Source organism: Pseudosulfitobacter pseudonitzschiae (assembly GCF_900129395.1).
GTDB classification, from domain to species: domain Bacteria; phylum Pseudomonadota; class Alphaproteobacteria; order Rhodobacterales; family Rhodobacteraceae; genus Pseudosulfitobacter; species Pseudosulfitobacter pseudonitzschiae.
Genome location: NZ_FQVP01000001.1, coordinates 218407 through 244482, shown reverse-complemented (window position 1 = coordinate 244482; position 26076 = coordinate 218407). Strand labels below are relative to the sequence as shown.

General features: G+C 63.9%; 23 protein-coding genes. 3 read left to right on the top strand and 20 right to left on the bottom strand.

Annotated features, from left to right (window positions below; translation table 11 throughout):
* The first annotated feature begins 9 nt into the window (after positions 1–9).
* Together BUC08_RS01155 and BUC08_RS01150 are read left to right on the top strand one after the other, a co-directional pair.
* On the top strand, positions 10–1800 hold the full coding sequence (locus BUC08_RS01155) for an aminopeptidase P family protein (protein WP_037921397.1): 1791 nt from the start codon (positions 10–12) through the stop codon (positions 1798–1800).
* 63 nt (positions 1801–1863) lie between these two features.
* Entirely contained in the window at positions 1864–2208 is a 345-nt protein-coding gene (locus BUC08_RS01150; RefSeq protein ID WP_037921399.1) for a DUF427 domain-containing protein, read from the top strand.
* A 12-nt stretch (positions 2209–2220) separates the two neighbouring features.
* Here the strand turns inward: BUC08_RS01150 and BUC08_RS01145 are convergent, their stop codons facing one another.
* The 16 genes from BUC08_RS01145 to BUC08_RS01070 form a co-directional block, all read right to left on the bottom strand.
* A complete protein-coding gene (locus BUC08_RS01145; RefSeq protein ID WP_037921402.1) occupies positions 2221–3909 on the bottom strand; it encodes a chloride channel protein in 1689 nt (562 codons plus the stop codon).
* A 117-nt stretch (positions 3910–4026) separates the two neighbouring features.
* Positions 4027–5676 (bottom strand): DNA repair protein RecN, encoded by a 1650-nt coding sequence (gene recN, locus BUC08_RS01140; RefSeq protein WP_037921404.1) that lies wholly within the window; start codon positions 5674–5676, stop codon positions 4027–4029.
* A gap of 36 nt (positions 5677–5712) precedes the next feature.
* Positions 5713–6582: an outer membrane protein assembly factor BamD gene (locus BUC08_RS01135; RefSeq protein ID WP_037921407.1), complete on the bottom strand. Its 870-nt coding sequence runs from the start codon at positions 6580–6582 to the stop codon at positions 5713–5715.
* A gap of 146 nt (positions 6583–6728) precedes the next feature.
* Positions 6729–7649 carry a UDP-3-O-acyl-N-acetylglucosamine deacetylase gene (gene lpxC, locus BUC08_RS01130; protein WP_037921410.1) on the bottom strand — a complete coding sequence of 307 codons (921 nt, stop codon included), beginning with the start codon at positions 7647–7649 and terminating at the stop codon, positions 6729–6731.
* Between the two features lie 195 nt (positions 7650–7844).
* A complete protein-coding gene (gene ftsZ / locus BUC08_RS01125; RefSeq protein ID WP_073194086.1) occupies positions 7845–9506 on the bottom strand; it encodes a cell division protein FtsZ in 1662 nt (553 codons plus the stop codon).
* A gap of 420 nt (positions 9507–9926) precedes the next feature.
* A complete protein-coding gene (gene ftsA, locus BUC08_RS01120) occupies positions 9927–11261 on the bottom strand; it encodes a cell division protein FtsA (RefSeq protein ID WP_028956045.1) in 1335 nt (444 codons plus the stop codon).
* Positions 11262–11265: 4 nt separating this feature from the next.
* Positions 11266–12150, bottom strand: a complete 885-nt coding sequence (locus BUC08_RS01115) for a cell division protein FtsQ/DivIB (RefSeq protein WP_037921414.1) — start codon at positions 12148–12150, stop codon at positions 11266–11268.
* Positions 12138–13058, bottom strand: coding sequence for a D-alanine--D-alanine ligase (locus BUC08_RS01110; protein WP_073194084.1), 921 nt, complete (start codon positions 13056–13058; stop codon positions 12138–12140). Before BUC08_RS01110 ends, BUC08_RS01115 begins: the two co-directional genes overlap by 13 nt.
* Positions 13059–13151: 93 nt before the next feature.
* Positions 13152–14111 (bottom strand): UDP-N-acetylmuramate dehydrogenase, encoded by a 960-nt coding sequence (murB, locus tag BUC08_RS01105; protein ID WP_037921419.1) that lies wholly within the window; start codon positions 14109–14111, stop codon positions 13152–13154.
* Between the two features lies 1 nt (position 14112).
* On the bottom strand, positions 14113–14379 hold the full coding sequence (locus tag BUC08_RS01100; protein ID WP_037921421.1) for a hypothetical protein: 267 nt from the start codon (positions 14377–14379) through the stop codon (positions 14113–14115).
* Complete coding sequence (locus BUC08_RS01095; protein ID WP_037921423.1) at positions 14376–14627, bottom strand: DUF2484 family protein; 252 nt, start codon at positions 14625–14627, stop codon at positions 14376–14378. Before BUC08_RS01095 ends, BUC08_RS01100 begins: the two co-directional genes overlap by 4 nt.
* Positions 14624–14878, bottom strand: coding sequence for a DUF2484 family protein (locus BUC08_RS01090; protein ID WP_037921429.1), 255 nt, complete (start codon positions 14876–14878; stop codon positions 14624–14626). The genes BUC08_RS01095 and BUC08_RS01090 overlap by 4 nt, the downstream gene beginning before the upstream one ends.
* Positions 14875–16281, bottom strand: coding sequence for a UDP-N-acetylmuramate--L-alanine ligase (murC, locus tag BUC08_RS01085; protein WP_037921432.1), 1407 nt, complete (start codon positions 16279–16281; stop codon positions 14875–14877). Before murC ends, BUC08_RS01090 begins: the two co-directional genes overlap by 4 nt.
* The gene (locus tag BUC08_RS01080; protein WP_037921435.1) at positions 16278–17378 is read right to left on the bottom strand and encodes a UDP-N-acetylglucosamine--N-acetylmuramyl-(pentapeptide) pyrophosphoryl-undecaprenol N-acetylglucosamine transferase; all 1101 of its coding nucleotides are present in this window, start codon (positions 17376–17378) and stop codon (positions 16278–16280) included. Before BUC08_RS01080 ends, murC begins: the two co-directional genes overlap by 4 nt.
* Positions 17375–18544: a putative lipid II flippase FtsW gene (gene ftsW / locus BUC08_RS01075; RefSeq protein WP_037921438.1), complete on the bottom strand. Its 1170-nt coding sequence runs from the start codon at positions 18542–18544 to the stop codon at positions 17375–17377. Before ftsW ends, BUC08_RS01080 begins: the two co-directional genes overlap by 4 nt.
* A gap of 123 nt (positions 18545–18667) precedes the next feature.
* Positions 18668–19195, bottom strand: coding sequence for a peroxiredoxin-like family protein (locus BUC08_RS01070; protein ID WP_037921439.1), 528 nt, complete (start codon positions 19193–19195; stop codon positions 18668–18670).
* 111 nt (positions 19196–19306) lie between these two features.
* Here BUC08_RS01070 and BUC08_RS01065 point away from each other — a divergent pair, with 111 nt between their 5' ends.
* Entirely contained in the window at positions 19307–20497 is a 1191-nt protein-coding gene (locus BUC08_RS01065) for a BaiN/RdsA family NAD(P)/FAD-dependent oxidoreductase (protein WP_037921441.1), read from the top strand.
* Here the strand turns inward: BUC08_RS01065 and murD are convergent.
* The 4 genes from murD to BUC08_RS01045 form a co-directional block, all read right to left on the bottom strand.
* Positions 20494–21897, bottom strand: coding sequence for a UDP-N-acetylmuramoyl-L-alanine--D-glutamate ligase (murD, locus tag BUC08_RS01060; RefSeq protein WP_037921442.1), 1404 nt, complete (start codon positions 21895–21897; stop codon positions 20494–20496). The genes BUC08_RS01065 and murD overlap by 4 nt on opposite strands.
* Positions 21898–22024: 127 nt before the next feature.
* The gene (mraY, locus tag BUC08_RS01055) at positions 22025–23107 is read right to left on the bottom strand and encodes a phospho-N-acetylmuramoyl-pentapeptide-transferase (RefSeq protein WP_037921446.1); all 1083 of its coding nucleotides are present in this window, start codon (positions 23105–23107) and stop codon (positions 22025–22027) included.
* Positions 23108–23151: 44 nt separating this feature from the next.
* The gene (locus BUC08_RS01050; protein ID WP_037921449.1) at positions 23152–24585 is read right to left on the bottom strand and encodes a UDP-N-acetylmuramoyl-tripeptide--D-alanyl-D-alanine ligase; all 1434 of its coding nucleotides are present in this window, start codon (positions 24583–24585) and stop codon (positions 23152–23154) included.
* Positions 24582–26066 carry a UDP-N-acetylmuramoyl-L-alanyl-D-glutamate--2,6-diaminopimelate ligase gene (locus BUC08_RS01045; protein ID WP_037921451.1) on the bottom strand — a complete coding sequence of 495 codons (1485 nt, stop codon included), beginning with the start codon at positions 26064–26066 and terminating at the stop codon, positions 24582–24584. Before BUC08_RS01045 ends, BUC08_RS01050 begins: the two co-directional genes overlap by 4 nt.
* Positions 26067–26076: the final 10 nt, after the last annotated feature.

Sequence of the window (26076 nt, the reverse complement as noted above, 5' to 3'; positions counted from 1 at the left end):
GACAGGCCCATGTACCAGTCGTTCGACGTGACCGCACGCCCCGAGCAAGGCCCCCCTCGTCTGCAAGCCCTGCGTGCCGAACTGGACGCACAGGGGCTGAGTGGTTTCCTGATCCCCCGCGCCGACGCGCATCAGGGCGAATACGTCGCCCCGCGCGACGACCGGCTGGTCTGGCTGACGGGGTTCACCGGTTCGGCCGGTTTCTGCGCCGTGCTGCCGGATGTGGCGGGCGTGTTCATCGACGGGCGCTATCGCACCCAGATCAAGACGCAGGTGGCCGATGTCTATACCCCCGTCCCCTGGCCCGAGACCGGACTGGCCGACTGGCTGATTGACCAGATGCCATCGGGCGGTGTCATCGGCTTTGACCCGTGGCTGCACACCGCAGGGCAGATCGAACAACTGACGCAGGCGCTGGCGGGCACCGGCATCACCCTGAAACCCACCGACAACATGGTCGACGCCATATGGGATGACCAGCCCGGCCCCGCGATGGCACCGGCCAAGGTGCATCCGCTGGAATTCGCAGGCGAAAGCCACGCGGACAAGCGCGCCCGCCTGGGTACTGAGCTGGCCCGCGCCGGGGAAACCGCGGCCATCGTCACCCTGCCCGACAGCCTGTGCTGGCTGCTGAACATCCGCGGTGCCGACATCCATTGCAATCCGGTGGCCCAAGGGTTCGCCGTGCTGCACGCCGATGCGCGGGTCGACCTGTTCATGGCCGACGCCAAGCTGGACGACGTGCGCGACCATCTGGGTGCCGAGGTTACGACCCATGACCCCGACAGCTTCCTGACCGAGATTGCCTCGCTGACCGGCCCCGTGCGGATGGAGAAATCCTCGGTCCCCTTTATCGTGGCCGACACCATGGGCGACAGCGGCACATGGGGTGACGATCCGTGCGCGCTGCCCAAGGCCTGCAAAAACCCCGCCGAGATCGAAGGCAGCGCCAGCGCCCACCTGCGCGACGGGGCCGCCGTTGTCGAACTGCTGGCGTGGCTGGATGCCCATGCCCCCGGCACCGTCACCGAAATCCAGGTCGCGACCCGGCTCGAAGCTTTTCGGCGCAATGACAACGCCTTGCAGAACATCAGCTTTGACACCATCGCAGGTGCCGGCCCGAACGGTGCGATTGCCCACTACCATGTGACCGAAGACACGAACCTGACGCTTCAGGACGGGCACCTGCTGGTCCTGGACAGCGGCGGGCAGTACCTGGACGGCACCACCGACATCACCCGCACGATCGCCATCGGCACACCGGGCGCAGACGAATGCGCCGCCTTTACCCGCGTTCTGATGGGCATGATCGCCGTGTCGCGCCTGCGCTGGCCCGTGGGCCTTGCCGGTCGTGACATCGAAGCCATCGGCCGCGCGCCCCTGTGGTACGCGCATCAGGACTTTGACCACGGGCTGGGCCATGGCGTCGGCGCGTACCTGTCGGTGCACGAAGGCCCGCAACGCCTGTCCCGTGCGAGCCACGTGCCGCTGAAACCGGGGATGATCCTGTCGAACGAACCGGGATACTACCGCGAGGGCGCATTTGGCATCCGGATCGAGAACCTGCTGGTGGTCGAACCCGCAACCGCGCCCGCGCACGGTGACGCGCACCGCGCGATGCTGTCGTGGCGCACGCTGACCTTTGTGCCCATCGACCGCCGCCTGATCCTGCCCGACGAAATGGACAAAGCGTCGCGCGACTGGCTGAACGCCTATCATGCTGAGGTTCTTGAGAAAATCGGCCCTCGCGTCAGCCCCGGTGCGCTGATCTGGCTAAAGAACGCGACGGCACCAATCTGACCCATAGCAGGATTGTTACAAAGCTGCTAAAGACTGCGTTCAGCGTTCCGAGGAGGAAAACCCATGGCCAATCACATCACAATCCGCCCTGCCACAGGCAAATGGAGCGTGCGCGCCGGTGGTGCCGTCATCGGTGAAAGCGAAAACGCGCTGGAGCTGACCGAAGGCGACTATCCCTTCGTGATCTATTTCCCGCGCGGCGACATCGCCACGGCATTTCTGGACCAGACTGACAAGACCACCTTTTGCCCGCACAAGGGCGACGCCAGCTATTATTCGGTGGTGACCAAATCCACCACGCTGGAAAACGTCGCGTGGAGCTATGAGGACCCCAAACCCGAAGTGGCCGAGATCAAGGGCTATCTGGCCTTTTACGCGGGCAACGGCGTCACAGTCGAAAAGATCTGATCGCGCACGGCGTCAGGAGTGTTCTTCTGCCGCCGTCGCCGCCAGCGCGCGGTTGTAGGCGCGCAAGGCATCCACATGGAACAATGCGCCCAACAGTTCGGGCGGCAGGTCCTCGCCCCGCAATGCCACCACCGGAATGAACGCAGCCGATGCAGTCTCGAACACCGGCATCGCGGCTTCCAGCGTGGCCGAGGCGTCCAGATAGGTGCCCTCGCGGATCATGTCCCAACAGGCGTCGTCATCCGCCGCACGCGGATCGTCCGGCTTGCGCATCACTGTTGTCACACGGAACATCGCCAGCAAATAGGCCTGCGGCCCCGCCGCCAGATGCACGCCGCGCCGCTCTAGCTGGGTCAAAAAGAAACTGCGGTGCACCAGACGGCTGGCCAATGCCGTGCTCAGCGACACCGACACCATCACGGCCAACCCAGTCTGCCAGTCGCCTGTCAGCTCGAACACGATCAACGTGGTTGATATGGGCGCGCCCAGCACGGCGGCGGCCACCGCGCCCATGCCCGCCAGCGCATACAGCGTGACCGACCCCGACACATCGGGAAATACCCCCGTGGCAATCAGGCCAAAGGCCAGCCCCGTCAGCGCCCCCACCATCAGCGACGGCGAAAACACCCCGCCGCCCATGCGCCCGGCCATGGTGATCGCTACGGCAATCACCTTTATCACCGCAAAGATCATCACCTGTTGCAGCCCCAGCGTGCCGGTCAGCGCCAGCGAGGTCGTCTCGTAGCCGACACCGATGATATGGGGGAAAAAGATCGCGATACCGCCCAGCAGCGCCCCCGCCACCGCGGGCCGCAACCAGCGCGGCAGATGGGTGCGCGTCTGCACCACCGTGCCCAGATCGTCGGCCCAGAACACGGCCCGCATCAGCACCACCGCCACTAGCCCGCAGACCAGCCCCAGCATCAGGTAGGCAGGCAGTTCCACATAGAACTGCAACATCTCGGGTTGGGCCAGCCGGAACTCGGTCACGCCGCCGAACTCCAGCCGATTGATCACCGTCCCCGCGACGGATGCAATCACGATGGGCGCAAAGGCGTGCACCGCAAAATGGCGCAATACGACTTCCAGCGCGAACAGCGCCCCCGCGATCGGCGCGTTGAAACTGGCCGATACAGCCGCCGCCACCGCACAGCCCAACAGGTCGCGCCCCGTGACACCATCCGCCTTGATCAGCCGACACACTTTGGTCGAGATGACGGCCGCCAGGTGCACCACCGGCCCCTCGCGGCCTGTCGAGCCGCCGGACGACAGCGTGATGAAAGACGCCAGCGCCGACGCCAGCCCCGCGCGCGTCTCGACGCGGCCTTCGCGCATTGCGGCACCCTCGATCACTTCGGCCACGCTGCGCGCGCGCCCGTCGCGGGTGAAAAAGTGCAGGATCACCCCCACCACCAACCCACCCACAATCGGGATCGTCAAAATCAGGTACCACGGCAGGCTCTGGGCAAAACTGTGCAAATGCTGCACATCATCCGTTCCGTAAAGAAACGATTGCAAGCTGTTGATGCCCTTGCGGAAAAACAGGGCGGCAAAGCCTGCGCCAATGCCAATGACCAGCGCGATAAACCAGAATTGTATCTGCGAAGGACCGCGCTGCCGCACCACCCGAAAGCCGTCACGGCAGGCCGAAATCGCCTGTCCGTATGACTGAGAAAAGATCGACTGCTTTGAGGTGCTCATGGCCTGCCATTTTCCGCTCCCCTCTCTCTAGGTCAAGCGGCCCGAAACCAAAAGCCCCGTCAACGTCTTCTCAGGTCCAAAAAATCTGGCGGGGAACTGCACATCCCCCGAAAAACCTCAGCCGTCCAGCAATGCGCTGGCCGCAGCGCGCGCTGCGTCGGTGACCTGATCGCCTGCCAACATCCGCGCCACCTCGTCCACACGCGCGGGCGCGTCCAGCGGGATCACCTGCGACGTGGTCATGCCCTTGGTCACCGATTTCGACACCTGCCAGTGATGCGCGCCCAATGCGGCCACCTGCGGCGAGTGGGTGACCACCAGAACCTGCCCGCCCTCGGCCAGCGCCTTCAGCCGACGCCCCACAGCGTCCGCAGTCGCCCCGCCAACGCCGCGGTCAATCTCGTCAAAGATCATCGTCAGACCCGCCTGCCCGCCTGCCAGACAAACCTTGAGCGCCAGCAGAAAGCGGCTCAGCTCCCCACCCGAGGCAATCTTGTTCAGCGGACCCGCAGGCGCGCCGGGGTTGGTGGCCACGGTAAAGGCCACGGCGTCGCGCCCCTCGGGGCCTGCGGGCTCATCGGTGATGCGTGTTTCGAACACCGCGCGGTCCATTTTCAGCGGGGCCAGTTCGGCGCTGACGGCCTTGTCCAGCTTGGCAGAGACCTTGGTCCGCGCCTGGGTCAGATCACTGGCCGCCGCGTCATAGGCAGCCTCGGCTTCGACCAACGCCTTGCGCAACGCGGCCAGATCGGAGTCGCCCGCATCCAGCGCCGCAAGCTTCTGGCGCAATGTGTCGGCATAGCCCGCCAATTCATCGGGGGCCACGTCATGTTTGCGGGCCAGGGCGCGGATGGCGAACAGCCGTTCCTCGGCCTCTTCCAGCTCGATCGGGTTGAACGACAGCCCGTCGATGGCGGCCACCACCCCGCTCTGCGCCTCGTCCAGTTCGACCATGGCTCGGCCCAGGGCTGCGATGGCCCCGTCCAGCGTGCCCTCGGCCTTGTCCACGGCCCCCTCAAGCCAGCGCAGGGCGTTGCTCATCGCACCTTCGGCCCCGTCATAGCCCAGGATCTCATAGGCCTTGACCACGTCCGACCGGATGCGCTCTGCCGCCTGCATAAGGCGGCGGCGGGTATCAAGCTGTGCCTCTTCGCCCGGCTCGGGGGCCAACTGGTCCAGCTCGCCCACGGCGTGACGCAGGAAATCCTCTTCGGCGCGGATCGCCTCCATCGCCGTCTCGGCGGTGGCCAGCGCCTTGCGCGCCTTGCCAACCGCGCTCCACGCGGTGCGCACCGCAGCCTTCCGCGGTTCCAGCTTGCCGAATTCATCCAGAATATCACGGTGGCCGCGCGGGTTCAGCAATCCGCGATCATCATGCTGGCCGTGCAATTCCACCAGCGTGTCCGACAGCGCGCGCAGCACCTCGCCCGAACAGCGGCGGTCGTTGACCCAAGCCGTCTTGCGCCCGTCCGCGGTGTTGATGCGGCGCAGGATCAGCTCGTCGCCATCGGGCAACCCGGCCTCTTGCAGCACGCCATGCGCCGGATGGCCTTCTGGCAAATCGAACCACGCGGTCACCTCGCCGTGATCGGCCCCTTGGCGGACCAGATCCGCACGCCCGCGCCAGCCCAGAACAAAGCCCAGCGAATCCAGCAGGATCGACTTGCCCGCGCCGGTTTCACCGGTCAGCACGTTCAGACCCGGCTGGAACGCAAGTTCCAGCCGGTCGATGATCAGCATGTCCGAGATATCAAGCCCGCGCAGCATGTCAGTTGCCTGTCGGGTGGTTGCAGCCCTCGCGGATTACAGCCACCGCCCTTTGATCATCTGACGATAGATCTGGCTCAGCCAATTGTCGCCCACCGCTTCCAGCTCAAGCCCGCGGCCCGTCAACAGCTTGTAGCTGTCTTCGTACCAATCGGTGGACCGGTAGTTATAGCCCAGAATGGCGCCAGCCGTCTGTGCCTCCTGGGTCAGACCCAGCGACAGGTAGGATTCGACCAGACGGTGCAGCGCCTCGGCGGTGTGCGACGTGGTCTGGAAATCCTCGACCACGACGCGGAACCGGTTGATGGCTGCGGTGTAGTTGCCCCGCTTGAGGTAATAGCGCCCGATTTCCATTTCCTTGCCGGCCAGATGGTCAAAGGCCAGGTCGAATTTGAGAATCGCGGATTTAGCGTATTCGCTGTTGGGATAAACCTCGATCACCTTGCGCAGCGATTGCAGCGCCTGGAACGTCAGGCCCTGGTCGCGGCCAACCTCGTCGATCTGGTCGTAATAGCTGAGCGCCAGAAGATACTGCGCATAGGCGGCATCGTCGTCATCGGGGTAAAAGTCGATGAACCGCTGCGAGGCCGAGCGCGAGTTTTCATAATCCTTGTCGCGGTGATAGGAAAACGCCTGCATGATCAACGCGCGTTTCGCCCATTCGGAATAGGGATAAAGCCGTTCAATTTCGGCAAAATAGAACGCCGCCTGATCGGGTTTCTTCCGCTCAAGCTCGAATTCGCCGCGTTCGTAAATCTGCTGTGCCGTGTAGGTTTCGAGCGGAACTTCCTGCTGGTTAAAGATGCCGCCCGTTGTCGGACGATCCCTGCCATTGCCACAGGCGCTCAACGCCGTCGCCAACACGAGGGCACACACTACCCCGGTTCGGGTCCCGCCGCTGGTCATGCCTTGCCATCCTCATCGCTGTCCATCGCCTGCTTCGCAGACTGAATTACATCGTCTCTAACACAGAAAATTGGAAGGCAAAACGCCCCAATGCACTGATGTTCAAACTGAATGATTGATGTCACGTCAAACGCGCCGAGGCAAGCTCAGGCAACTTGCGGAATTTCGTCCCAAACCAGGCCGTAACCCGGCAGGCGACGACTTTGTTCGGCGTCGCACACGATCATGCGCACCGCATCCGGCGTTGCAAAAACCTTGCGCAACAAGGTGTTGGTCAGTGAATGACCCGCACGCACACCGATATAGTGGCCGATCAACGGCGCACCGGCCAGCGCCAGATCGCCCAATGCGTCCAGCATTTTATGGCGCACAGGTTCGTCACTGTGACGCAAGCCGCCGGGGCTGAGGACGCGGTCGCCGTCGAACACCACGGCGTTTTTGCCGGGGTTGCCGCCCAGTGCCAGGCCATTGGCCTGCATCGCGATCACGTCCGCCTGACGGCAGAAGGTGCGGCTGTCACACAGTTCGCGGGCAAAGCTGCCGTTGTTCATCACCAGCGATTTTTGCTGGTGACCAATGGCCGCATCGGCAAAATCAATCTCGAAATCAATGCGCAGCGTGTCCGAGGGGCGCAGTGTTGCACTGGCCTCGCCGTCGGTCACGGTGACTTCTTTCAGCACCTCGAATGCACGCACCGGCGCGTTCAGCGCCCGCAGGCCACGCTGCATGATGCCGCGCACGAAAGGTGCGGCGGAACCGTCAAGGATCGGCACTTCGGGGCCATCGATTTCCACCAGCGCATTGTGCACGCCACAGCCTGCCAGCGCGGCCATCACATGCTCGACCGTCGACACGGTGGTACCGGCCGCGTTTTCCAGCTTGGTGCACAGGGGCGAACGGTTGACCGCATCCCAACGGGCCGGGATCAGCGCATCGCCCAGAACGTCACGGCGTGCGAACCAGATCCCGTGTTCGGCCATCGCGGGCCGAATGGTCAGCGTCGCAGGCTTGCCGGAATGCAGACCGGTGCCAGTGAAGCTGATTGGGGATTTGACAGTTGTTTGCACGTTTACGTGTCCTTGGCTGTTAGCGGTGTATCTTAATTAGATGTCAGGGGGCCGTCTCTCAACTCAATCTTTGTAACGTAATGAAACATCCGGAATCAGAAACGGCGATAAGGCGCCTGCGACCCCGTAAACAGTTGGATTAAAACGAAAAAGGGCCACCCGAAGGCAGCCCTTTTCGTTACAAGTGACCTAGCGTCAGTTGGCTTGACGGCGCAGGAAAGCGGGGATTTCGATCCGCTCCTGATCGGGGTCATGTTCCTGGACCGGCTGCGGCGCGGGCGCTGCGGCGCGACCCGATTGCACAGGCGGTTGCTGGCGTGCTGGCTGCTGCTGACGTGCGGGCTGTTGCTGCGCACGTTCGGGTTGCTGGCCTTCGCCGTGACCGGTCATCCGGTTGATCAGCGTGTTGATGCCAAAGCGCGGGCGCTCGGCCTGTGCCGGTGCCGGTGCCTGACGCGGTGTCGATGCGGGTGCTGCCTTTTGGGCTGCGGCACGCAGGCGGGCAAGTGCTTCGGGCGACGGTGTGCCGGGCGCAGGTGCGCGCGGTGCCACGAATGTTTCCGGCTCGGCGTTCAGCGAGTCGTGGTGCTGAGGCTCGAACGCGGCAACTTGCGGCTGGTACGCAGGCGGCGGCAATGCGTCGTCGTTGTCGTCTTCGGCAAAGATGTCCTCGGCCATATCTTCGGCAGCCACCTGTTCGACGTTCATGTCTTCGAACAGGGTCGGCTCCTGATATGAAGTGTGGGCCGCAACGTGCTCTTCTTCATAGACTTCTTCAACTTTCGCGGGCGCAGGCGCAGCGGCCGCTGCGGGCGCTTCTTCCTGTGTGACCTGCGCCTTCAGCGGGGCCGACATCTTGCGGCGCGGCACCGGCATTTCGGTGTTCACCTCGACCGCGTCGATGCCTGTGGCCACAACGCTGACGCGCATCATGCCACCCATGTCCGTGTCCAGCGTGGAACCGACGATGATGTTCGCCTCGGGGTCCACTTCCTCGCGGATGCGGTTGGCGGCTTCGTCCAGTTCGAACAGGGTCAGGTCGTGGCCACCGGTGATGTTGATCAGAACACCTTTGGCGCCGCGCAGGCTGATTTCGTCCAGCAGCGGGTTCGCGATGGCCTTCTCGGCGGCCTGGATAGCGCGATCTTCGCCCTCGGCCTCGCCTGTGCCCATCATCGCCTTGCCCATCTCGTCCATCACGGCGCGCACGTCGGCAAAGTCGAGGTTGATCAGGCCCGGACGGACCATCAGGTCTGTCACGCCCTTGACGCCTTGATACAGAACATCGTCTGCCATCGAGAACGCTTCGGTGAATGTGGTTTTCTCGTTCGCCAGCCGGAACAGGTTCTGGTTGGGGATGATGATCAGCGTGTCCACGACCTTTTGCAGCGCCTCGACGCCATCTTCGGCCTGGCGCATCCGCTTGGCACCCTCGAACTGGAAGGGCTTGGTCACGACGCCAACGGTCAGAACGCCCAATTCGCGGGCGGCTTGTGCGATGATCGGGGCCGCACCGGTGCCGGTGCCGCCGCCCATACCGGCAGTGATAAAGCACATGTGTGCCCCCGCCAGGTGATCAACGATCTGTTCAATGCTTTCTTCGGCGGCCGCAGCCCCGACCGAAGCGCGCGCACCAGCGCCCAGACCTTCGGTTACCTTGATGCCCAACTGAACCCGGTTCGCGGCGGCAGATTGCTGCAGCGCCTGCGCGTCGGTGTTGGCGACGACAAAGTCGACGCCATCCAGTTGTTTTTCGATCATGTTGTTGACCGCGTTGCCACCGGCGCCACCGACCCCGAACACGGTGATCCGTGGTTTCAGTTCGTCCTGTCCCGGCATTGAGAGGTTCAATGTCATCACTAATCCGCCTGTTTTTGTGTTCCGGCCCGCATTCGCGGTGTTTTTCGTCCCAAATCTGACATGATCCTAAAGACTGCGAGCAGGCGCGTCACGTCAAAACTGGGCTACAACCCCAAAATGTTGATGTTTTTTTGCAAAAAACGCGGGATTTCGCCGATCACACCGTATGATGTGGGCAAAGCTATGGCGCACCCTGCACCTAGAGGTGGCAGGCATGCATGTCGCAAGCCCGTTTAGAGAGCACCCAAAAGCGCGGGGTGCGAGGTGGATCTGTCTGTTTGGCTGACTGCTCAATCTGCCGTGGGCCTCTTCGGGCCTTGGGGAAATAGTACATCAGGGCGTTTGCCCGCGCCAGTGGATTCCTGCGCCCGTCGGCGAAAAATGACCGGCGCGGGGCCCCTGCCCCGATGCATGGCCTTACCAGTTGTCGCGGAACCAGCGCACGGCCCGGCGCAGCGAGCGCGCGGGATAGCGGTCGGCAGGAATGTCGAAATCCCACCATTCGTCCTGCGGGTGCGCTGCAAACAACGCCAGCCCCACAGCCGAAGCAAACCCCGGCCCCGTGGCGGCCTGCGGCAACCCGTGCACGCGCAACGGACGGCCCAGACGCACCTGCTGGCCCAGAATTTTCGACGCCAGCCCGTCCAGACCGGGGATCTGGCTGCCGCCACCGGTCAGCACGATCTGCTGGCTGGGCAGATGGTCAAAGCCCGCCGCGTCCAGACGCGCGCGCACCTCTTCCAGGATTTCCTCGACCCGTGGCCGCATGATCCCGATCAGCTCGGCGCGGCTGGCGGTACGGCGGTCGTGTTCATAATCGCCGGTGTCGCCGCCGATCTCGATCATCTCGCGGTCGTCCATGCCTGTGGCGTGCACCCCGCCGTAGAACGTCTTGATCCGTTCGGCGTTGGCCATCGGCACTTGCAGCCCCATCGAAATGTCCGACGTGACGTGATCGCCGCCCATGCGCACCGCATCGGCATAGATCATGTGTTTCTTGATAAAGATCGACACACCCGTGGTGCCGCCGCCCAGATCGATACAGGCCGACCCCAGCTCCTGCTCGTCCTCGACCAGCGCCGAAATGCCCGACACATAGGCCGACGAGGCCACACCCGCCAGTTCCAGGTCACAGCGCTTGATGCAATGCGCCAGATGCTGCACCGCTGCGGCATCGACCGTCAGCATGTGCATGTCCACCGACAACGTATTGCCCAGCTGGCCGCGTGGATCGGAAAGCCCCGACCGGTGGTCCAGCGCAAAGTTTACCGGCTGTGCGTGCAGCACTTCGCGGTCCTCGCCGTAATCGGGCACGTCGCACCGGGCCAGCACACGGGCCACGTCCTGTTCGCTGACCAGATCGCCGTCCATCTCAAGCTGTGCGTCCAGCCCATAGCTGCGCGGTTCGGCACCGGCAAAGCAGGCGATGACGTGGTCAACACGAATACCGGCCATCTTCTGCGCCGCCTGCAAGGCGGTGCGGATGGCGCGCTCGGTCTCGCCCATGGCGCAGATCTCGCCAAAGCGGACACCGCGCGACCGTGTGGTTGCCGCACCGATAACGCGGAAACCCGATTGACCGGCCAGCGAGCCGATCTCGCCGCCCTCGTCCATCTTGGCCGAGCCATCAAAGCGCAGGACAAGACAGGCAATCTTGGACGAACCTACGTCCAGAATGGCCACAACACCACGTTGCATCGCCATCTTGCGCATGTTGCGCATGCTGCGCTGGCTGTCATAGAGGTCATTCATCATATCACTGCCTGTCCATCTCGATTTTACGGATACGCCACATTTCTTGTGTTGCGGCCTCATTCATTTTCACGGTGGGACGCTCTGCAATTCGCATGTCCAACCGCGCCACGTCGCGCGACAGAACGTCCTGTGCGTTCTCCAGCGCGATCACCCGTTCCAGTGCCGGAACAGCACCGTATTCCGGCAAAAGCACACGTTGTTCGCGGTCCAGAACCACGTCCCAGCGGCGCAGGCCGATGCGCACGACACCGCGCAGGCGGCTGCCCAGCGGGGCCGCGGCTTCGATCAGTTCAAGCGCCTCGGTCACAGCCTTGTCCGCCCCCTCGCCCGCCACCAAAGGCAGGTCGGGACGCAGGTTGCGGCGGGCAATGCTGGCGACATGGGCGCCGGTTTCGTCGATCAGGGTCAGCCCGTCGGCCTGGCGCCAGATGGCAACCGGCACACGCGGTGTCACGTCAATCTGCAGGATACCGCCCGGCCGGATGCGCACGGTCGCCTCTTTCACAGGGTCCAGCCCCGCGACAGTGCGCCGGATGTGCTCCAGGTCCAGGTCAAAGGACGACACGGGAAAATCAATCGGCAGGATTTCCCGGATATCCTCGCCGGTTTCGGTGGTCGCCCCGTCGATGGCCATCACCGATACCATGAACTCGGGCCGTTCCTCGATCGCGCGGCGGGCTTCGGCGATGGTGTCCAGAACGGTCTGGCGGCGCGCATCATTGCCAAGGTAGATCGCCCCTGCCACCAGCGCCACCGTGAACGGCAGGCCAAAACGCAGGCCGAACCGGAACCCCGGTGTCAGCATCAGGCGTTGCAACCGCCAAGCCCAGCGCGACGGTGCCGGATCGGCCTTGGGTGTGCGGTTGCGACGGATCAGCGATGGCACGATGCGTCCTCCACCATCCAGCGGCACAGCTTGCCAAAGGACATGCCGGTCTTATCGGCCTGCTCGGGCGACAGCGATGTCGGCGTCATGCCGGGCTGGGTGTTGGTTTCCAACAGGATCAGCCCCGCCGCGCCCCGGCTTTCATCCCAGCGGAAATCGGTGCGGCTGATGCCACGGCATCCCAGCGCCTTGTGCGCACGCACGGCATATTCCATGCACAGGTCGAAAATCTCCTGCGGGATCTCGGCGGGCACCACGTGGGTCGATCCGCCCGGTTTGTATTTGGCGTCGTAGTCGTACCAGCCGGTCGTCAGGATATCCGTGACCGTCAATGCGCGGTCGCCCATCACGCTTGTCGTCAGCTCGCGGCCCGGAGCAAAGGTTTCCACCATCACCTCGGCAGGCATGCTGTCGCTCAACTGCGGCGGACCATTGTTGTCCTTGCCCACCAGATAGACCCCGACGGACGATCCTTCGTTGTTGGGCTTGACCACATAGGGCGGCGGCATCACGTGGCCCGCCATCACTTCGGCCTTGGTGCAGATCATGCTCTCAAGCACCGGCAGACCGGCAGAGCGGAACACTTCCTTGCTGCGCTGTTTGTCCATCGCCAGCGCCGAGGCCAGCACGCCGGAATGCGAATAAGGCACGCCGATCCACTCCAGCAAACCCTGCACACAGCCATCTTCGCCCCACCGCCCGTGCAGGCAGTTGAGAACGGCATCCGGTTTGATGTCCTGTAAACGCGCAACGAGGTCGGGGCCTGCATCGACCTCGACCACGTCAAATCCTTCATCCCGCAAAGCGGCGGCGCAAGCGTGTCCGCTTGAGAGCGAAACCTCGCGTTCAGCGGAGGGTCCACCCAATAGTACCGCAACTTTCGAGGGTGTCCTGCTCGACTGACCCACGTTAGTGCCTCTGTATCCCAAGCCCTTTGCGGACTCTTATCGTTGTGACCGGTTTTCGGTCCTGATCGTTCAACTGATCGTTGTTTTTGGTCGTTATTCTGGTCGTTCTGCCATCTTGTGAACCGGCAAATCCGCGCGCGGTTCGCCGATGCGCATAATTTCCCACTCTAGCGTGATACCGCTGGTTGCGTAAACCTCTTTTCGCACCTTTTCACCAAGGTTTTCAAGGTCCGCCGCAGTGGCATTGCCGGTGTTGATCAGGAAATTGGAATGCTTGGGGCTCATTTGCGCGCCACCCACCGTGGCGCCGCGCAGGCCCGCATCGTCGATGACCTTCCAGGCCTTCAAATCGTGCACGTCGTCGGCCTGCCCCGTCGATGAAAACCCGGCAGGGTTGCGAAAGGTCGATCCGGCGCTGCGGTCCTTGGTGGGCTGGGTCTCGTCCCGCTTTTGCAGTTGCGCCGCCATCCGGTCGTGCAACGCGGCAGGATCGCCGGCAGGGCCGCGCAGCGTGGCGCTAACCAGCACCGCCCCCTGCGGCAGGTCGCTTTGCCGGTAGCGGAAATTCATCTGCGCGGGCGTCAGGGTCACCACCGCGCCGTCGCGCAGGATCACGCGTGCAGATTGGAACACATCCGCCGTATAGCTGCCGTAGCAGCCCGCGTTCATGCGCACTGCACCGCCGATGCTGCCCGGAATGGTGCGCAGGAATGTCAGGTCCACGCCTGCGTCCGCGGCGCGCCGCGCCACATGCGCGTCCAGCGCCGCCGCTCCCGCCGTGACGGTGTCGCCCGAAACCTCGATCCCGTTGAACCCGCGTCCCAGCCGGATCACCACGGCGCGCAGACCGCCATCGCGCACGATCAGGTTGCTGCCCACGCCCATCGGGAACACGGCGACATCTCCGGGCAAGGCCGCCAGGAACTGCGCCAGGTCCTCCTCGTCCGCAGGCTGGAACAACCAGTCCGCAGGCCCGCCCACGCGCAGCCATGTCAGATCGCTCAGGTCGCGATTGGGGGTCAGCTTGCCACGGACGGGCGGAAGATCGATCATGTCAGGGTCTGCTCTTGCGGGTCAGGAAACGGTGAATGATCCACCCCATACCAAAACAGGCGCAAAGAAACAGGCCCATTGCCAGCAAAGCCACGATGACGCTGTTGTTGTAGGGCGGCACGCCAAGGCCGAGCCACAGCAGCGCGGCGATGATCACCAGCGACAGCGGCACATAATACAGATACAGCCGGATATAGCCGCGCAGGCCGATGTACATCGCCACAGCCCCCAGGATCAGCGGCGGGACAAAGGCCGAAACCGGGATCATTTTCCCAGCGTCCGGCTGCGCAGCCAACGCCCCAGGTAGATCACCGGCCAACGCAGCATCGACGCCCCCGCGACCATCACCATCAGGCCGATCCACGGCCCGTGCTGCATCGTGACATAGCCCAGTATCGGGATGCCAACGGCAATCAGGACATAGGCCACCCGCCAATGGTGATCGCGGCTTGGCGTCATGGCGATCACATTGGCGGCCAGCGCCCAGAGACAGGCGAATATCAGTGAAAGTGTCATTGGTCAGGAAGCTCCGGTCGTTGCCCCCTCAGGCGTGCGTAGAAATAGCGCAGCGGATTGCGAAACATCGAAACAAAGGCAGCAAAGGCCAGCAGCCCGGCCCACCACGCCACCTGAAGACCGATCATCACGATCAGAACAGGGGCCGCGATCAGCAAGGCAACACCGGGCACATATTGGCGGCGCATCGGCAGCAAGGCCACGGCGGCGGCGGCAAAGACCCACGCCACCGAGAGCCACAGCAGGGTCATGCCGCGCCCTTTTGCAACCGCTTCGGCAAGGCATTGGCCCATGTGCTGATCGTCCCGGCCCCAAGGCAGACAACCATGTCGCCGGGACGCGCGTGCGCGCGCACCAGCCGCTCCAGATCATCCTCGTCCATTACGGCAAAGGCGTGGCGATGCCCGCTGCGGGTCAGACCGGCAACCAGATCGTCGCGCGATGCACCGGGAATGGGCTGTTCCCCCGCTGCGTAAACCTCGGCAATGCCGACGACATCGGCGTCGTTAAAACAGGTGCAGAATTCCGCAAAGTGGTGGGACAGACGCGAATAGCGGTGCGGCTGGTGCACCGCGATCACGCGGCCCTCGGTCGCCTGCCGCGCGGCACGCAGCACGGCGGCAATCTCGACCGGATGGTGACCGTAATCGTCGATGATGGTCACACCATCGACCACGCCCACACGGGTAAAGCGGCGGTTCACACCACCGAAATTGGCCAGCGCCTTGCGGATCTCGCCGCTTTTCATGCCCAGATGCCGCGCCACGGCCACCGCCGCCAGCGCATTCGACACGTTGTGGTCGCCCGGCATCGGCAGGGTGCAGCCGTCGATGATCTTGTTTTCCGCCCGCAGCACGATATCGAAATGCGCCACGCCGTTGACATAGGTCAGGTTGACCGCCCGCACATCGGCCTGCGCGTTGAACCCGTATGTGGTCACCCGCCGGTCGGTCAGCTTGCCCACAAGGCTTTGCACATCCGCGTCATCGGTGCAGCACACGGCCAGCCCGTAAAAGGGAATGTTGGACACGAAATCCAGGAACCCCTTGTGCAGGTTTTCCTCGGTGCCCCAATGCTCCATATGCTCGGGGTCGATATTCGTGACGATGGCAATCGTCGCGGGCAGACGGTTGAAGGTGCCGTCGCTTTCGTCCGCCTCGACCACCATCCATTCGCCCTCGCCCTTGCGGGCGTTGCTGCCATAGGCGTGGATCACCCCGCCGTTGACCACCGTGGGGTCAAACTTGCCCTCGTCCAGCAGGGCGGCGACCATCGTGGTCGTCGTGGTCTTGCCGTGGGTGCCCGCAATGGCGATGTTCGATTTCAACCGCATCAGCTCGGCCAGCATCTCGGCACGGCGCACGATGGGCAGACCGCGTGCACGGGCGGCGTCCAGTTCGGCGTTCCCCGGCTTGATCGCCGAGGAAATCACCACCACCTGCGCGTCTTCGATGTTTTCGGCCCGCTGGCCTTCGAACACCAGCGCGCCCAGTTCTTCCAATCGGTCGGTGATCTTGGATTTCTTCAGGTCCGAACCTTGCACCACATAGCCATGGTTCAACAACACTTCGGCAATGCCCGACATACCGATTCCGCCGATGCCGACGAAATGAATGGGGCCGACGTCTCCGGGCAGTTTTGTGGCGGCGTTCATTCTTCTGTTCCTCTCCCCGCGAGGGTTTCGACCATCACGGCCAGTTCAAGTGCGGCTGCCGGTTTGGCGTGGCCATGCGCGGCGGAGGCCATTTGCAATGCCCCGTTCGGATTGTCCAGAACAGCATGGATCTGCTCGGCCAGGCTGGCAGGCGTCAGCGCATCCTCGGGGATCAGGATGGCCGCCCCGGCATCGACCAGCCCGCGTGCGTTTGCGGTCTGGTGGTCGCCGGTGGCGGCGGCAAAGGGGATCAGGATCGACGGGCGGCCGATCACGCCAATGTCAGCCACGGAAGATGCGCCCGACCGCGAGATCACCAACTGCGCCTCGGTCATGCGGCGCGGCACATCGTCAAAGAACGGCTGCACATCCGCGTCGATGCCCGCCTGGGCATAGTATTCGGCCACACGGTCCATGTCTTCCTCGCGGGCCTGGTGGCTGACACGGATGTTGCGCACCATCTCTATCGGCAGCTGAGCGATGGCGGGCGGGACCACGTCGCTCAGCACCCGCGCGCCCTGGCTGCCGCCGATCACCAACAGCTCCATCGGATAGTCACCGGGCACGATATACCCTGCCTCGGCCCGTTCCAGCACCGCGCGGCGCACGGGGTTGCCGACGTAATAGCCTTCGATGCCCTCGGGCAGTTCGGTTGGCCACGTGCCACAGGCCACCGCAAGAACGCGTTTGGCGAAAATCTGGTTCACACGGCCCAGAACGCCGTTCTGTTCGTGGATCATGCGCGGCAGACGCAGTGCCGTGGCCGCCGCCATCGCCGGAATCGACGGATAGCCACCAAAGCCCACGACAACATCCGGCCGGTCGCGCATCATCTTGATGATCGCCCCCAGCACGCCGCCCGCAATGCGGAAGGGCACCGCCGCCTTGGCCAGAAGACCGCCGCGCGCAAATGTGGCGCTGCTGATCTGTTCGATCTGGGTGGAATGGGGAAAGCCGCCCGTATAGCGCGCCCCGCGCGCGTCCGTCGACAGCTTCACCCGCCAGCCACGGCGCAACATCTCTTCGGCCAGCGCCTGCGCGGGGAACATGTGCCCGCCCGTGCCACCGGCTGCGATCAACAAAAGCGGCTGTTTCATCGGCCGCGGCCCCGGCCCAGCAAATCGCTGATCTCGCCCTGGGGACGGGTGCGGGTGAACGCCAACAGCATCCCCAGCGCGATTCCCGAGGCAATGACCGACGACCCCCCATAGCTGACAAAGGGCAGCGTCATCCCCTTGGCCGGCAGCAACCGCACGGCCACGCCCATGTTGATCATCGCCTGCACGCCAAAGGTACAGGCCAGCCCGGTGCCCGCCAGCCGGATGAACGGATCACGCTCGCGCATCAGGCGCAGCAGCGACCGCACCACCACAACCGTGTAAAGCGCGATGATCACCAGCACCAGGATCAGCCCGTATTCTTCGGCCGCCACGGCAATGATAAAGTCGGTGTGCGCATCGGGAAGCGACCATTTCACCTCGCCCTCGCCGACGCCAACGCCGAACAGGCCGCCTTCGCGGATCGCGTTGGTGGCATAGCCCAGCTGCGTCGTGGGGTCGATGTCCGCGCTCAGAAACCCGTCAATCCGGCGCGCAAAATGTTCAGAGCTGGAATAGGCCACGGTGCCCGCCATCACGACCAGCCCCGCCATGCCCACCAGCAGCAGCATGGGCGCACCGGCGACGAAATACATCACGCCCCAGCCGAACAACACCAGACAGGCCTGACCAAAGTCGGGCTGCAACGCCAGCATCAGCACAATCGTCACGCAGAGGATGAACGACCACATCCGCCCCGGAGGACCGTTCAGGTCCTGCCCCGCGGCCATCATCCAGGCACAGACCACCACGAAACCCGGCTTCAGGAACTCGGACGGCTGCACGCTGGCAAAGCCCAGCGAGAACCACCGCGTTGCACCCTTGCCAAAATCGGTGCCGAAAAACGGCAGCAGCATCAGCGCCACAAATGTCAAAAGGAACCCGACCACCGCCAGACGGCGCACCATCACCGGTGTCATCATCGAGGTCAGCATCATGGCGACCAGCGCGACACATCCGAAAAACGCCTGTCGTTGCACGTAGTGAAAGGCCTCGAAGCCGTTCTTCGCCGCCAGCGGCGGCGATGCGGCCAGTCCCAGAAGCAGTCCGATCGTGAACAGGATGAGAATGCACGACATCGACCACATGTCGATTGTGCGCCACCATTTCGGCAGGATCGGCTCGCCATCGCGCACCGGTGCTGCACCATACACCATTTCTGTCATGTCAAACCGCCTAGAACTGCCTCAGGTCGCCCCTTTGCGGGGTCTGATGCGCATCATAGCTGGAAAAGTCCCTGCGGGCTAGTGGGTTTCACCCCTGCCCGCCACTGGGCAACCAGCCGCCGATCAGGGGTGGGCGCGGGTGCCGCGAACGGGATAGTCTTTTTCGCGCACAAAGGTGATACCGCGCAGCAGCGCGTCCAGGTCGGGCCGCGCGAAAGGCGCGTTCGACACGTCGACGATTTGCAGGTTTCCATCGCCATTCACCACGAATGTGCCAGGCTCGGCAAAGGGGCGGTCGGTTTCCTGAGGGCCGCGCGGGTCCGAGATATAAAGGCCCAGCTGCGCCATCTGCTCGGGGCTGAGATCATAGGCAACAGGCAGCTCAAGCGCCTGTTCCTCCACCATCTTCTGCGCCTTTTCCAGCGGATCGGCAGAGACCACGATGACCTCGACCTTCTGGTCGTAAAAGGCCGAAGCCATCTCTTGCAGTTGCGACAGATAGCGTTTGCAGATCGGACAGTGCAGGCCGCGATAGACGACAACCAGCTGCCAGTCATGGCCATTGTGCGCCTTGCCCAGCGTGCGGGTGCCGCCGCCGACGGTGTTCATCTGGATTTGCGGGAAGGGCATGCCGGCATCTAGCGTGTTCATGGGACGGTCCTTTCTATATCGCGTTGCCCCCTACCTATGCCCTCGAAGGACAAGGTCAAAGGCTCTCAGCGATTTCTTGACCGCACCCGCACAATCAGGCAGGGCAGAGCGATGCAGATTGACACGTTGATCATAGGCGCCGGTGCGGCCGGCATGATGTGCGCGGCCCATGCGGGTGCGCATTCTGACAAGCGCGTCGTGATCGTGGACCACGCCAAATCGCCCGGCGAGAAAATCCGCATCTCGGGCGGCGGGCGGTGCAATTTCACCAATATGTATTGCGACCCGCAGGCCTTTATCTCGGGCAATCCGCATTTCGCCAAATCGGCGCTGGCGCGCTACACACAATGGGATTTCATCGAGCTGGTCGACCGCCATGGCATTGCCTGGCATGAGAAAACCTTGGGACAGCTGTTCTGCGACGGCTCGGCCAAGCAGATCGTGGCGATGCTGACGGGAATGATGGCCGATGCAGGGGCCACGTTGCATTTGCAAACTTCTGTCCAGAGTGTTGCAAAGTCTGCGGAAGGCTTTGCAGTTGCCTTGCAAACCCCTGATGGCGCTTTGCAAATTCAGACGCGCAATCTGGTTCTGGCCACGGGCGGCAAGTCGATCCCCAAGATGGGCGCGACCGGCTTGGCCTATGACATCGCGCGCCAGTTCGCGATACCCGTCACTGAAACCCGCCCCGGGCTCGTCCCCTTTACCTTTTCCGAAGGGCGCTTTGTCCCACTGGCCGGTGTCGCCGCCCCGGCGCGCATGGCGGCGGACGGCCCCAGCTTTGACGAGGCGGTGCTGTTCACCCACCGCGGCCTGTCCGGCCCTGCGGTGCTGCAAGTGTCCAGCTATTGGCGCGAAGGTCAGACCGTCACGCTGAACCTTGACCCGCAGAACACCATCGCCCCCGCCCTGCGCGCGCAACGCCAGCACTACGGTCGGCGCAACCTGACGACGGAACTGGCCGCCCATCTGCCGTCGCGGCTGGTGGACTTCATGAAAGACGACTGGGTGCTGACCGGCAACCTGGCCGACCAGTCCGACGCGCGCATCGACACGCTGGTGGACCGCATCCAGAACTGGCAGCTGACCCCCACGGGCACCGAAGGCTACCGCACCGCCGAGGTCACCCTTGGCGGCATCGACACCGACGCGCTGTCGTCAAAAACCATGCAGGCCAAGGACGTTCCGGGCCTCTATGCCATCGGTGAAGCGGTCGATGTCACCGGCTGGCTGGGCGGCTACAACTTTCAGTGGGCGTGGTCGTCGGGCATGGCGGCGGCGCGGGCGATTGCGGCAGCCTAAGACAAACCCAGCCGCGCCCGAACCTCTGCCACGAAGTCGTCGCCGCGTTTCTCGAAGCTGTCGTACTGGTCAAAACTGGCCGCCGCCGGCGCCAGCAGCACCGTATCGCCCGCCTCGGCGTCGGCCATCGCCGCCGCGACCGCCGAGGCCATGGTCCCGCAAACTTGCGTTTCGGCGTCCAGTTGCACGGCAAAAGCCGCCGCTTCGCGCCCGATCACATAGGCCTTTTTCACCGACCCCGACACCGCGTTCAGCGGGTCCAGCCCACCCTCTTTCTGCAAGCCACCACAGATCCAGCGGATGTTCTGGAACGCCTCCAGCGCCTTCAGCGCGCTGTCGACGTTGGTGGCCTTGCTGTCGTTCACATAGGCCACGCCGCCCGCCTCCGCGATCAACTGACTGCGGTGCGGCAGGCCGCCAAAACTGTGGAACGCCGCTTCGATCACGCGCGGGGCCAACCCCAGCGACCGGCAGGCGGCAAAGGCGGCGCAAGCGTTCTGATGATTGTGCGCCCCGGGCAAGCCCTTGACGCCGCGCAGATCAATCGACGCCACCTGCTTGCCCTTGCGATACTCCGACAGGAACCCCTTGCGCGCAAAGACGTTCCAGCCCGGTCCGGCCAGTTTCGCCGCGACCGAAATGCGGATCACACGGTCGTCGGTCGGTCCCTCGGACAGCTGCCCTGCCAGAAACCGTCCCTCGACCTCGTCCACGCCGATCACCGCGCGGTCGGGGCCACCCTCGGCGAACAGGCGACGCTTGGCCGCGAAATAGCCCCCCATGCCCGCGTGCCGGTCCAGATGGTCGGGGCTGAGGTTGGTGAACACGGCCACATCCGGCGTCAGGCTGCGCGCCAGGTCGGTCTGGTAGGACGACAGCTCCAGCACCACAACGCCGCCGTCCTGCGGCGGGTCGATGTCCAGCACGCCGCGCCCGATGTTGCCCGCCAGCTGGCTCTCGCGCCCAGCCTCGGTCAGGATGTGATGGATCAGCGCCGAAGTGGTCGATTTCCCGTTCGATCCGGTGACCGCGATCACACGCGGCACGGTGTCGTAAGAGGCCCATTCAGGTGTCGCAAAGCTCTGGAAGAACAGGCCGATGTCATTGTCCACGGGCACGCCCGCAAGCTGTGCAGCCGCCACGATAGAGTTGGGCGCAGGGTACAGATGCGGAATGCCGGGGCTGACGATCAGCCGCGCGATATCGCCAAAGGCGCTGGGATGATGCAGGTCCTGAACGGTGAACCCTTCAGCCTCGGCCTTGGCCTGCGCGGCCGGGTTGTCATCCCAGCAGATCGGCACCGCGCCACCGGCTGCCAGCGCACGGGCAGCCGACAGGCCCGAACGGCCCAGCCCCAGAACGGCGACACGGGCGCCTTGGAAACCTTGGACGGGGATCATTGGACGCAATCCTTTACGGTATGGGCCTTTACGGTAAGGGGTACAGGGGCTCTGCGCCGTCCCTGCCCTTGCAGGCAGCGCCCCCCACGGATTTCTTCAAACCTCAGACGCACAGATGCGGTCATGATTACCGGACCTTGAGCGTGGCAAGGCCGATCATCGCGAGGATCAGCGAGATGATCCAGAAGCGGATGACGATCTGCGGTTCGGCCCACCCCTTTTTCTCATAGTGGTGGTGGATCGGTGCCATCAGGAACACGCGCTTGCCGGTGCGTTTGAAATAAAGCACCTGGATGATGACGCTCAGCGCCTCGACCACGAACAGGCCGCCGACGATGGCCAGCACCAGTTCATGCTTGGTCGCAACCGCGATGGCGCCCAGCGCGCCGCCCAGCGCAAGGCTGCCGGTATCGCCCATGAACACCGCAGCGGGGGGCGCGTTGTACCACAGGAAACCCAGCCCGCCCCCAAAGAGCCCCGCGGTGAAAATCAGGATTTCACCGGTGCCGGGGACGTAATGCACGTCAAGATATTCGGTAAAGTCGACGCGGCCCACCGCATAGGCGATCACGCCCAATGCGCCTGCGGCGATCATCACCGGCATGATGGCCAGCCCGTCCAGACCGTCGGTCAGGTTGACCGCATTGGCCGACCCCACGATCACGATGATGGCAAAGGGCACGAACAGATAGCCAAGGTTGATCAGCGTGTCCTTGAAAACCGGCATCGCCAGCTGGTTCTGCAACTCGGCCGGATGATACAGCGCCGAAACATAGCCCGCGATGCCTGCGATCAGGAACCCCAGCAGCAGGCGCATCTTGCCCGACACCCCTGCGGTCGTCTGCTTGGACACCTTGGCATAGTCGTCGGCAAAGCCGATGGCGGCAAAGGATATGGTGACGAACAACACAACCCAGACAAACGGATTGTCCAGCCGCGCCCACAGCAATGTCGACGTCAACAGCGCCCCCACGATCAGCAGACCGCCCATGGTCGGCGTGCCGGCTTTGACAAAATGCCCCTCGGGGCCGTCATTACGGATCGGCTGGCCCTTGCCCTGGGTGCGGCGCAGCACGTTGATCAGCGGCTGACCAAAGATAAAGCCGAACAGAAGCGCCGTCAAAAAGGCCCCGCCCGCGCGGAAGGTGATATAGCGAAAGAGGTTAAAAACATCGCCACCGTCCGACAGTGCGGTCAACCAATAAAGCATTTCAGATGTTCCAACTCATTTTATTATTCTGGCCCGAAGCGGGTTCAGACGTTTTCGACCGGATGGCCCATTTTGCGGATTGCGTCAACGACCAGCGCCAGTTTCATGCTGAGCGAGCCCTTGGCCAGCACAACATCGCCTGCGTCCAGGCGCGCGCGCAGCACCTTGGCCATCTCTTCGGAGGTTTCACACCAGCGGCCGCGCTGATGCTCGGGCAGCGTGTCATACAGCGTGCGCATCAGCGGACCGATGCAATGCACGCGGTCGATGTTTTCCATCGCGTCCAGATCGGCCAGTTGTGCGTGCAGTTTTACGGCATCATCGCCCAGCTCTTTCATGTCGCCCAGCACCGCGATCCGTCGGCCCCGGCGCACACGGCCTGTGTCGTGGGTGACTTCGGCGGCGGCCAGCACGTCCAGCGCCGCCGCCATCGACGTGGGGTTGGCATTATAGCTGTCGTCGATCAGTTCCAGCGTCAGGTCACGTTCGACCGGATCAAGAAAGATCGTTTCACGCGCGCCGCGCCCCTTGAAGGGCGTCCAGCGCCCCAGACTTTGCGCCGCCAGCGCCAGATCGGCGCCCAGCTCGGCACAGGCGGCCAGCGCGCCCAACCCGTTCATCGCGAAATGCTGCCCCGCCGTCGCGATCTTGAACACCAGCGGGGTGCCGTCCACTTCGGCCTGCACGACGGTGGTGTCGCTCAGCAGCCGCACATCCTTCAGGACATAGTCAAAGCCGTGCCAGCCAAAGCCCACATCCTTGCGCTTGGCGTCCAGCGCCTTGGCCTGCAGGATGGCGGCGGTTTCCACGTCGTTGTTCAGGATAGCAGAGCCGCCGTATTCCAACCCGTCGATGATGCTGGCCTTTTCCACCGCGATGCCTGTGATGTCGTCGAATGCTTCAAGGTGTGCGGCGGCCACTGTCGTGATCAGCGCCACGTGCGGCCGCGCCATGCGGGCCAGCGGGGCGATCTCTCCGGGGTGGTTCATGCCGATCTCGATCACCGCGTATTCGGTGTCCTGCGGCATCCGCGCCAGCGTCAGCGGCACACCCCAGTGATTGTTATAGCTGGCCACGGACGCATGGGTGCGCCCCTGATCGGACAGCATGGCCAGCAACATTTCCTTGGTCGAGGTCTTGCCGACACTGCCGGTCACCGCGACCACGCGGGCACGGGTGCGGGCGCGGCCCTTGCGACCCAGGGCCTCCAATGCCTTCAGCACGTCGGGAACGATCAACAAGGGTGCGTTATTGGCGACACCGTCGGGCACATGGGTCACCAGCGCCGCGGCAGCCCCCTTCGCAAGGGCTTGCGCCACAAAATCATGACCGTCGCGCACGTCCTTCAGGGCCACGAACAGGTCACCCGGTTCCAGCGTGCGGGTGTCGATGGACACACCCTTTGCAGCCCAATCCTTGGTGACGGTGCCGCCCGTGGCCTCGGCGGCGTCGGCGGCGGTCCACAGCGGATCTGTCATGTCAGGCGTCCTTCCAGAGCGGCAACAGCAAGGCTGGCCTGCTCCGTGTCATCAAAGGGCAGCACGTCGTCGCCAACGATCTGCCCCGTCTCATGCCCCTTGCCCGCAATCAGCAGCGCATCACCCGGCTCCAGCATGTCCACACCGCGCAGGATCGCCTCTGCCCGGTCCCCGACCTCAAGCGCCTCGGGACAGCCGCCCAGAACGGCGGCACGGATGGTGGCAGGGTCTTCGGATCGGGGGTTGTCATCGGTGACGATCACCACGTCGGCATTGGCCGCCGCTGCCGCCCCCATCAACGGGCGTTTGCCTGCGTCACGGTCACCGCCAGCGCCGACGATGGCGATCAGACGGCCCATCACGTGCGGGCGCATGGCCGACAGCGCGGTTTCCACCGCATCGGGCGTATGGGCATAATCCACAAACACCGCCGCCCCGTTTTCGCGGGTCGCGGCCAGTTGCATCCGTCCCTTGACCGTCACCAGATGCGGCAGCGTGTCAAACACATGCGACGGCTCGGCCCCGCAGGCGATCACCAGCCCTGCAGCCAGCGCCACGTTGTCGGCCTGAAAATCCCCGATCAGGTTCAGACGCGCCTGATAGACCTTGCCCAGATGCACCAGCCGGATGTCCTGCCCCGTGGCGTCCATGCGTTGCCCCGCCAGATGCAGATCGCCCCCTGCGCGGCCCACGGTCATGACCTGCTGGCCGCGCGCCTTGGCGATGGCGGCCATATCGACACCGCGCTCGTCGTCAATGTTGATCACGGCAGTGCCGTCTTCGGGCAAAACACGGGCGAACAGGCCCGCCTTGGCGTCGAAATAGGCGTCAAAGCTGTGGTGATAGTCCAGATGGTCCTGCGTGAAATTGGTGAAACCTGCCGCGCGCAGCACCACGCCGTCCAGCCGCCGCTGGTCCAGCCCGTGCGACGAGGCTTCCATCGCCGCATGGGTGATCCCGCGCGATGCAGCCGCCGCCAGCGTGCGGTGCAGGGTGATCGGCTCGGGCGTGGTGTGGGCCAGCGGGGCGGTCCATGCGCCCTCGACACCGGTGGTGCCAAGATTGATCGCGGACAGGCCCAGCTCGATCCAGATCTGCCGGACAAAGGTCGAGACGGATGTTTTGCCATTGGTGCCGGTGACCGCGACCATCACCTGCGGCTGCGCGCCAAAGAACAACGCGGCGGTGCGGGCCAATGTCTCGCGCGGGGTGTCGGTGATGACAAGTGCCGCGTCAGAGGCCGCAAGCGCATCACGCGCCAGCTCGGCCCCCGCCCGGTCCGTCAGAATGGCAGAGGCACCGCGCTGCAATGCCCCCTCGATAAAGCTGGCTCCGTGCACACGGCTGCCCGGCATGGCGGCAAACAACGTGCCCTCGCGCGCTTCGCGGCTGTCAACGCACAGGTTGACCAGCGGCGGATTCGCCCCCGACACGGCCATCAGCCCCAGAGAATTCAACGTGATACTGCGGGGCGTGACCATAGAGTTGCCT

What these genes read in the sequence shown, in the direction of transcription:
- mraY (WP_037921446.1), bottom strand. Translation starts at nt 23,107, where the DNA reads ATGCTTTATTGGTTGACCGCACTGTCGGACGGTGGCGATGTTTTTAAC.
- ftsW (WP_037921438.1), bottom strand. Translation starts at nt 18,544, where the DNA reads ATGACAGAAATGGTGTATGGTGCAGCACCGGTGCGCGATGGCGAGCCG.
- BUC08_RS01150 (WP_037921399.1), top strand. Translation starts at nt 1,864, where the DNA reads ATGGCCAATCACATCACAATCCGCCCTGCCACAGGCAAATGGAGCGTG.
- BUC08_RS01155 (WP_037921397.1), top strand. Translation starts at nt 10, where the DNA reads ATGTACCAGTCGTTCGACGTGACCGCACGCCCCGAGCAAGGCCCCCCT.
- BUC08_RS01090 (WP_037921429.1), bottom strand. Translation starts at nt 14,878, where the DNA reads ATGACCCTGCTGTGGCTCTCGGTGGCGTGGGTCTTTGCCGCCGCCGCC.
- BUC08_RS01050 (WP_037921449.1), bottom strand. Translation starts at nt 24,585, where the DNA reads ATGACAGATCCGCTGTGGACCGCCGCCGACGCCGCCGAGGCCACGGGC.
- recN (WP_037921404.1), bottom strand. Translation starts at nt 5,676, where the DNA reads ATGCTGCGCGGGCTTGATATCTCGGACATGCTGATCATCGACCGGCTG.
- ftsA (WP_028956045.1), bottom strand. Translation starts at nt 11,261, where the DNA reads ATGAATGACCTCTATGACAGCCAGCGCAGCATGCGCAACATGCGCAAG.
- BUC08_RS01070 (WP_037921439.1), bottom strand. Translation starts at nt 19,195, where the DNA reads ATGAACACGCTAGATGCCGGCATGCCCTTCCCGCAAATCCAGATGAAC.
- murC (WP_037921432.1), bottom strand. Translation starts at nt 16,281, where the DNA reads ATGAACGCCGCCACAAAACTGCCCGGAGACGTCGGCCCCATTCATTTC.
- BUC08_RS01100 (WP_037921421.1), bottom strand. Translation starts at nt 14,379, where the DNA reads ATGATCCCGGTTTCGGCCTTTGTCCCGCCGCTGATCCTGGGGGCTGTG.
- murD (WP_037921442.1), bottom strand. Translation starts at nt 21,897, where the DNA reads ATGATCCCCGTCCAAGGTTTCCAAGGCGCCCGTGTCGCCGTTCTGGGG.
- BUC08_RS01095 (WP_037921423.1), bottom strand. Translation starts at nt 14,627, where the DNA reads ATGACACTTTCACTGATATTCGCCTGTCTCTGGGCGCTGGCCGCCAAT.
- murB (WP_037921419.1), bottom strand. Translation starts at nt 14,111, where the DNA reads ATGATCGATCTTCCGCCCGTCCGTGGCAAGCTGACCCCCAATCGCGAC.
- BUC08_RS01065 (WP_037921441.1), top strand. Translation starts at nt 19,307, where the DNA reads ATGCAGATTGACACGTTGATCATAGGCGCCGGTGCGGCCGGCATGATG.
- ftsZ (WP_073194086.1), bottom strand. Translation starts at nt 9,506, where the DNA reads ATGACATTGAACCTCTCAATGCCGGGACAGGACGAACTGAAACCACGG.
- BUC08_RS01080 (WP_037921435.1), bottom strand. Translation starts at nt 17,378, where the DNA reads ATGAAACAGCCGCTTTTGTTGATCGCAGCCGGTGGCACGGGCGGGCAC.
- BUC08_RS01045 (WP_037921451.1), bottom strand. Translation starts at nt 26,066, where the DNA reads ATGGTCACGCCCCGCAGTATCACGTTGAATTCTCTGGGGCTGATGGCC.
- BUC08_RS01145 (WP_037921402.1), bottom strand. Translation starts at nt 3,909, where the DNA reads ATGAGCACCTCAAAGCAGTCGATCTTTTCTCAGTCATACGGACAGGCG.
- BUC08_RS01135 (WP_037921407.1), bottom strand. Translation starts at nt 6,582, where the DNA reads ATGACCAGCGGCGGGACCCGAACCGGGGTAGTGTGTGCCCTCGTGTTG.